Source organism: Amycolatopsis sp. NPDC057786 (assembly GCF_042797905.1).
Classification (GTDB): domain Bacteria; phylum Actinomycetota; class Actinomycetes; order Mycobacteriales; family Pseudonocardiaceae; genus Amycolatopsis.
Genome location: NZ_JBHVKW010000109.1, coordinates 22,318 through 29,223, shown reverse-complemented (window position 1 = coordinate 29,223; position 6,906 = coordinate 22,318). Strand labels below are relative to the sequence as shown.

Annotated in this window: 6 protein-coding genes; 3 read left to right on the top strand and 3 right to left on the bottom strand. The window is 69.5% G+C overall.

The genetic code is table 11. The features are described 5' to 3' along the window. Positions 1 to 147: 147 nt before the first annotated feature. From ACFVM3_RS35650 to ACFVM3_RS35640, 3 genes are read left to right on the top strand one after another with little or no spacing between them, the layout of a single operon-like run. The gene (locus ACFVM3_RS35650) at positions 148 to 1,137 is read left to right on the top strand and encodes a TolB family protein (RefSeq protein ID WP_378444298.1); all 990 of its coding nucleotides are present in this window, start codon (positions 148 to 150) and stop codon (positions 1,135 to 1,137) included. 10 nt (positions 1,138 to 1,147) lie between these two features. Then, positions 1,148 to 1,696 (top strand): isochorismatase family protein, encoded by a 549-nt coding sequence (locus ACFVM3_RS35645; protein WP_378444297.1) that lies wholly within the window; start codon positions 1,148 to 1,150, stop codon positions 1,694 to 1,696. A gap of 12 nt (positions 1,697 to 1,708) precedes the next feature. Then, a complete protein-coding gene (locus ACFVM3_RS35640) occupies positions 1,709 to 2,221 on the top strand; it encodes a VanZ family protein (RefSeq protein ID WP_378444296.1) in 513 nt (170 codons plus the stop codon). Here ACFVM3_RS35640 and ACFVM3_RS35635 read toward each other — a convergent pair. From ACFVM3_RS35635 to ACFVM3_RS35625, 3 genes are all read right to left on the bottom strand, one after another. Continuing rightward, positions 2,185 to 3,876: a flavin monoamine oxidase family protein gene (locus tag ACFVM3_RS35635; RefSeq protein ID WP_378444295.1), complete on the bottom strand. Its 1,692-nt coding sequence runs from the start codon at positions 3,874 to 3,876 to the stop codon at positions 2,185 to 2,187. The two genes, ACFVM3_RS35640 and ACFVM3_RS35635, sit on opposite strands and share 37 nt — an antisense overlap. Further along, positions 3,873 to 4,628 carry a carbon-nitrogen hydrolase family protein gene (locus ACFVM3_RS35630; protein ID WP_378444294.1) on the bottom strand — a complete coding sequence of 252 codons (756 nt, stop codon included), beginning with the start codon at positions 4,626 to 4,628 and terminating at the stop codon, positions 3,873 to 3,875. The genes ACFVM3_RS35635 and ACFVM3_RS35630 overlap by 4 nt, the downstream gene beginning before the upstream one ends. 118 nt (positions 4,629 to 4,746) lie before the next feature. Beyond that, a complete protein-coding gene (locus ACFVM3_RS35625) occupies positions 4,747 to 6,783 on the bottom strand; it encodes an acyltransferase family protein (RefSeq protein WP_378444293.1) in 2,037 nt (678 codons plus the stop codon). Positions 6,784 to 6,906: the final 123 nt, after the last annotated feature.

Genomic DNA, 6,906 nt, shown 5'->3' with positions numbered 1-6,906 from the left:
AAAGCCACTTTCGGGACGTCTGATGTCCCGAAAGTGGCTTTCGCGACACGTCTCGACCATGGGGCACGTCACGAACTCGTCAGCGTCGTACCCGGACTCGCCTCACCCCACGACAGTTCTTCGGCTCCCCCGCAGAAAGGCACGACCGTGAACACCCGCACCCGCGTCCTGATCGCCCTCACCGGAACACTCACCCTGGCCGCGGCCGCGGTGATCTACGTCGGGGCGGCGGGCGCGCGCAACCAGGACGCCGCGGCGGCGGGCAGCAGCGACGCCGTCACACTCGAAGGCCCGAGGTTGCTGTTCCGCAGCACTGCCGATGCCGACCGCGGGCACGTGTCCAGTGTCAGCGTGGCCGACCCTGGCGGGGCACGGGCGGTGTCGACCGTGTCCTGCGGCCGGGTCCACGCGGCGGGCGGTACCGCGATCTGCCTGCGGCCGGAGACCGGGCTGACCACCTACCAGCTGGCCGTGCTCGACCGACGTCTCGCGGTGACGCAGGAGATCCCGTTGGTCGGGGTGCCCAACCGGGCGCGGGTCTCGGCCGACGGGAAGCGGCTGGCGTGGACTGTGTTCGTGACCGGCGACTCGTACAACGGCGGCCGGTTCTCCACCCGCGCCGGCACCCTCGATCTCACCACCGGCGACGTCGAGGGCACGCTCGAGGACTTCGCCGTGACCGTGGACGGCAACTCGTACCAGGCGGCCGACGTCAACTTCTGGGGCGTCACCTTCACCCGGCGGCCGGACCGGTTCTACGCCACCATGTCGACCGGCTCCCACCGATACCTCGTCGAAGGCGACTCGAAGGCCCGGACCGTGCGGACGGTGCGGGACAACGTCGAATGCCCGTCCCTCTCCCCCGACGAGACCCGCATCGCCTACAAGGCCGCCATCGACGGCGATCCCGCGAAGGGCTGGCGGGTCTCGGTGCTCGACCTCGCGAGCGGCACGGTGACCGCGCTGGCCGAGACCCGGAGCGTCGACGACCAGCCCGCCTGGCTCGACGGCCGCACTGTCGCGTACGCCCTCCCCCGCACGCAAGGCCACTCCGACGTCTGGGCCGTCCCCGCCGACGGGACCGGCTCGCCCCGGCTGCTCATCCCGGAGGCGGAGTCGCCCGCCGCGCTGCCCTAGGCTGCCGCGTATGAGGGCCGCGCTGCTGATCGTCGACATGCAGGAAATGCTCGTTCCCCTGGTCTGGCGCGGCGAGGAGCTGGCGGCCCGGATCGCCGGTCTCGCCCGGCGAGCCCGTGAGAACGGCGTTCCGGTGATCGCGCTGCGGCAGATCGGCGCCGCCGGCACCGACTTCGATCCCGCGTCGCCGGGCACCCGGGTCAGCGCGCTGCTCGGTCTCGAACCGGTCGACGTGGTGGTCGACAAGACGGCGACCGATTCCTTCTACCGCACCGGCCTGGCCGGCCTCCTGGCCGACCGGGGCGTCGACACCGTGGTGTTGACCGGGCTGGCCACCGATTACTGCGTCGACGCGACCGCCAGGGCCGCTCAGAGCCACGGGCTGGACGTCGTACTGGTCGCCGACGGCCACACGCCGTCCGCCGACGGAGACCCCACCACAGGCCTGACGGCCGAACAGGTCGTCGCCCGGCACAACCTGCTCTTGAGCACGGCCATTCATCCCGGCGGACGGGTGCGCGTGGTGCCGTCGGCGGAGGTCGAGTTCACCGGCTCGTAGGATCGGCCCGCCATGATCACGAACTTCCTGCTCGACCACTCCGCGCTCGTGCCGGTGGCGATCCTGCTGGTCGCGCTCGTCTGCGCCGTCCTTGGCCGCTTGTTCGCGGACAGGCGCCGGATCCTGTGGGCGCTCGCTGGGGCGTCCCTGCTCCCGGTCTTCGCACTGACCTTGGTGCCGACGGTGCACACGATCGACGAGATCCTGTGCACGGTCCAGTTCTCCGTGCCCACGCTGGGCGCGGTCGAATCCCTGGCCAACGTCGCGCTTTTCCTCCCGCCGGTCTGCTTCGCCGCGCTGGCGTCGCGACGCCCGGTGACGATGCTCGCGGCGGGTTCGGCGCTGTCCGCCGTGATCGAGACGTTCCAGGCGCTCCTGCCCGCGATCGGCCGTGCCTGCGACACCGACGACTGGCTGATGAACACCATCGGCGCGGTCCTCGGCGCCCTCCTCGCGGCGGGCACGGCCCGGCTGGTGGGCCGCCGCGCTCAGTCGGGCAGTTCGACGGGCGCGATCTCGTCGTAGACGTCACCCGGTCCGGGGTTCGCCGGGTCCGTCTCGCCACCGAAGTGGTGCAGCACGCCCCACACCGCGTTGAGCGCGGTCTGGACGGCGCCTTCGGCCCAGCCCGCCGTCCACGAGACGTCGTCGCCCGCCAGGAAGAGACCGCGGTGGCGTTCCTCCAGCCGGTCCTGTTTGAAGTGGGTGAACAGCCGGTGCTGGTAGCGGTAGTGTCCGGGCAGGTTGGCCTTGAACGCGCCCATGAAATGCGGCTCGGCCTCCCATGACACGGTCACCGGGTCGCCGATGATGTGCCGCCGGACGTCGACCCCGGGATAGATCTCCTTCAGCGACTGCAGCATCACCTCGACCCGCTCGGACACCGAAAGCGGCAGCCATTTCAGCGAATCGTCGGCCCAGGTGTAGGACAGGCAGATCACCGCGGGCGCGTCCGGGTCGTCGCCGAGCAGGTACGTGCCGCGCGGCATGCGGTCGGTCAGTGTCATGCTCATCGTGTCGCGGCCGGTCACCGGGTCCTTGTCCAGCCAGAAGGGCCGGTCGACCGGGACGAAGACCTTCGAGGACTCCATGTAGTGCGTGCGCTCGATCGCCGTCCAGTGATCGATCGGGAACAGCGCCTCGTCGCAGGCGATCTTCGACAACAGCATCCAGCTCTGCGCGGTGAACACCGCCGCCGGGTAGGTGCGGATGCGGCCTTCGGTGTCGGTCACGGTGATGTTGTTCGGCGCGGTGCGGTGCAGCCGGGCGACGCCGGGGTTCGGGCTCCCGCCGTGCAACGAGCTCAAACTCGTTCCCGCCGGCCAGAAAGCGATGTCCTCGGGCGCGTGTTCCCACAGCCGCAACGGAAGCTGCCTGCTGCCGCCGACGATACTGCGGTGCTCATCGTCGGCGCCGGTGTAGACCACCCGCAGGATCTCCAGGATCGAGTTCGGGAAGTCGGTGTCCCAGCCGCCGGTCCCGAAGCCGACCTGCCCGAAGATCTCGCGGTCGCGGAACGAGGCGAACGCGGGCGAGTCGCAGAGGAAACCGTAGAACGTCTGGTTGTCCAGGCGCGGCACGAGTTCGTTCCACAGGCGCTTGATCGTCTTCACGTCGCGTTCGCGGATCGCCTTCTGCATTTCGGTGAACGCGGCCTGCTCGGACAGTGTGCTGTCCCAGGCGGCCGCGACCTTGCCGAAGACGGCGGGAAGTTCGTCCGCCGTCCGCGCGTAGTGGCTCTCCCCCTTGAGATCGACGACGGTGCTCGGCGTTCCCTCCGCGAGCGGGTTCGGGAACGGCGTGGTCTCCAGGCCGACCTTGTCGATGTAGTGGAAGAGAGCGGTCGACGACGGCGGGAAGCGCATCGCGCCCATCTCCGCGACGACGTCGTCCGGGCAGCCGGGGAAGTTCACCGTGCGCAGACGGCCGCCGATCTCGGCGATCTCGTACACGACCGGGCGCAGGCCGAGTTTCATCAGCTCGTACGCGGTGACGATGCCCGAGAGGCCGCCGCCGATCACCGCCACCTCGGTGCCGTGGCGTTCGGCGGGGAGCGAGCCGAGCCCGGCGGGGTGGGCGAGGAAGTCGTCGTAGGCGAACGGGAAATCGGGGCCGAACATGGTGATCGGGCGGCCCGTGGACTCGTCGTGGTGGATCGCGGTCGGGAGGGCGGAGGTCATGCGGAAAGTCCTCGGTACAGATCGGGCCGCCGGTCGGCCAGGTGGGTGTTCTCCAGACGCGACGCGAGGAGCGCGTCACGGGTGACTTCGGCACTGATCAGCTCCGGGCCGTCGCCCGCGCGGGCGAGCACTTCGCCGGTCGGGGCGACGACGCAGGAACGGCCGCAGTAGGTCAGTTCGCGTTCGGTGTCGCACCGATTCGCGTAGGCGACGAACAGTTGGCTCTCGTAGGCGCGGGCGGGCACCAGTGTGTCGGCGACCAGTTCGTAGGGGCTCATCAGCGCGGTCGGCACCACGAGCAGTTCGGTGCCCGCCAGCGCGTGCGCGCGCACCAGTTCGGGGAACTCGACGTCATAGCAGATCAGCAGGCCGATCCGGAGACCGTCGAGCTCGGCCTGCACGACCGCCTCGGTGCCGGGCTCGAACCAGTCACGGTCGATGTCGCCGAACAGATGGGTCTTGCGGTAGTTCGCCAGACGCTGTCCGCCGGGACCGATCAGCTGGACGCTGTTGCAGACGCGGCCGTCGGCGGACTCCGGGTACCCGTAGCCAAGCGCGACACCGGTTTCCCTTGCCAGCGCGGACATCCGCTCCGCTGTCGGACCGTCGGCCGGTTCGGCGAGCTCGTGGGAACGGGCGCCGATGTGGTAGCCGGTGGTGATCATCTCGGCGGCGATCACGAGATCGGCGCCCGACGCCGCGACGGCTGACGGCAGCTCGGCATACGAGCCCTGATGGACGGCGACCTTCATACCGGCGACGATATCCGCCGTTCCGGTGCACCGATAAGGGCGATCCGTTGCACATAATGCTGGCAGACCGTCAAATCAGTGCAGCATCACGCAATTCAGCGGCGATTTGTTGTCTGGATCACCCGCCCGGCGGTGGTTCCTCCGCGTGATCGTCCGCCCAGCCGAGCGCCTCGGTGATCGCCTTCTCCGCGATGGCCGACATCGTCGACATGTAGGTACCGCTGACGTGGTTGTCGTCGAGGTAGACGAGCACGTTGCCGATCACCGGCGGGCAGACCTCGGCCGTGCAGAAGTAGTCGCTGAAGTCGAGAAACCGTACGTTCGGCGGCAGATCCGGCAACGCTTCATACGGCGGCTCCGCCGCATAGAGGTCATAGCGCGGCGTGGCGCATTCGGGCGCGTTCGCGCCACGGCTCTCGACACACGCCGAGGGAGCCTGGGTGAAGCGTGGGTTGTCCCGCACCGCCAGGACCGGGATGCCCGCTTCGTCGACCTTGCGCCACTGCGCGATGTAGCCGGCGGGAACCCGCTCCTCGACGCCGACCTTCACGTCCCTGGTGCCGATCGTCATCACGGCGTCGGGGCGGGTCGTGACGATCTCGTCCACCACCGCGGTGTTCCAGTCGATGCAGGACCGGTCCCCCGGCACGGTGTCCGAGTCGGTGGAGAACGGACAGCCGCCGCGAAGGATGGACGTGACCTCCCAGTTCTTCTTTTCGGCGATCGGGAGGAGGGCGCCGAGGAACTGCCCGGCGTGGGAGTCACCGGTGACCACGATCCGGCGAGTGGGATGCCCGGAGGTCCGCGAGGTGCAGACCTCGAGGTCGGCGTTGCGCGGGGAAGCACCGCAGCGGGCGGGGTCGATCCCCGCCCAGTCTTCGGACACCGCGACGAACGACGGGACGAGCGCGGCGTCGGCGGCACCCCAGTAGGTGAATCCTTCGGTGTGCGCGAGCGCGCCGGGATGGTCGGGGTCGTCGACCGCGATCGAGTAACCCTCCGCCTGGTTCACGCTCACCCACTGCCAAGCGCCGGTCACGGCGAGCACGGCGGCGAGTGTCGCGGCGCCGAATCGGTAAGCGCCCCAACGGTTCGCGGTCCCGATCGCGGATACGCGGACCGGTTTTTCGACCAGGTGATGGGTGAGCACGGCGAGGGTGAACGACAGCGCGATGATCACCGCGCCGCCGCGCGGGCCCACCTCCTCACGGTCACGGGCGACGAGGTAGAACACCAGGACCGGCCAGTGCCAGAGGTAGAGCGCGTAGCTCAGGTCGCCCAGGTACTTCAGCGGGCGGCTGGACAGGAAACGGTCGGCGCCGCCGGAGAACGCGGTGTCGCCCGCGAGGATCACCAGCGCGGCGGACAGGGTCGGCCAGAGCGCGAGATAGCCGGGGAAGACCGTCCCGACCTGGAGCACCAGACCGCAAGAGACGAGCCCGGCCACCCCGGCCCAGCCGAACACGACCCGCGCCGGCCGGGGCACCGAAACGCGGTCGAGCACCAGTGCCAGCAGGCCGCCGAGCGCGAATTCCCAGACCCGTGTCAGCGAATCGAAGTACGCCAGCGGCTGGTCGACCGCGGTCGACCACACCGAGTACGCCAGCGAAGCCGCGAACACCGTGCCGAGTACACCGAGGAGCATCGGCCGGACGTTGCGCCGTGTTCGCCTGGCGACCAGCAGCACCAGGCCGACCAACAACGGCCAGACCACGTAGAACTGCCCCTGGATCGACAGCGACCAGAAATGCTGGACGACGCTGGCCGCGTTGTGCTGCGCGAAGTAGTCGGTGGAATCCGCCGCCAGCCGCCAGTTCTCCACATAGAGCGCGGAGGCGACGACCTCCTTGATCGTCTGGAACCAGCGGTTCTGCGGCAGCAGCACCAGGCTGACCGCGACGACCAGCAGCAGCACGGTGAGCGCGGCCGGGAACAGCCGCTTGATCATCCGGCCCCACAGCGGCCGGTACTCGATCCTCCCGCGCGCCGCCGCGCGGTAGAGCTGGCCGGTGACGAGGAACCCGGAGATCAGGAAGAACGCGTCGACGCCGCCGGAGATCCGGCCGAGCCACACGTGATAGACGACCACCAGAACGCACGCGAGTGCCCGCAGTCCCTGGATTTCCGGGCGGAACCGCCGCTCCGTCTCCCGCACACAACCACCACCAAGATCACCGGTCGCCGACGGGCGGGGACCCTACGGCAGGAAGCTGTGAGTGAGCTTAGGTTCGGGTGATCGGACGACCACGGACAGGTCTCGGCGTTTTGCCCCGCCGGG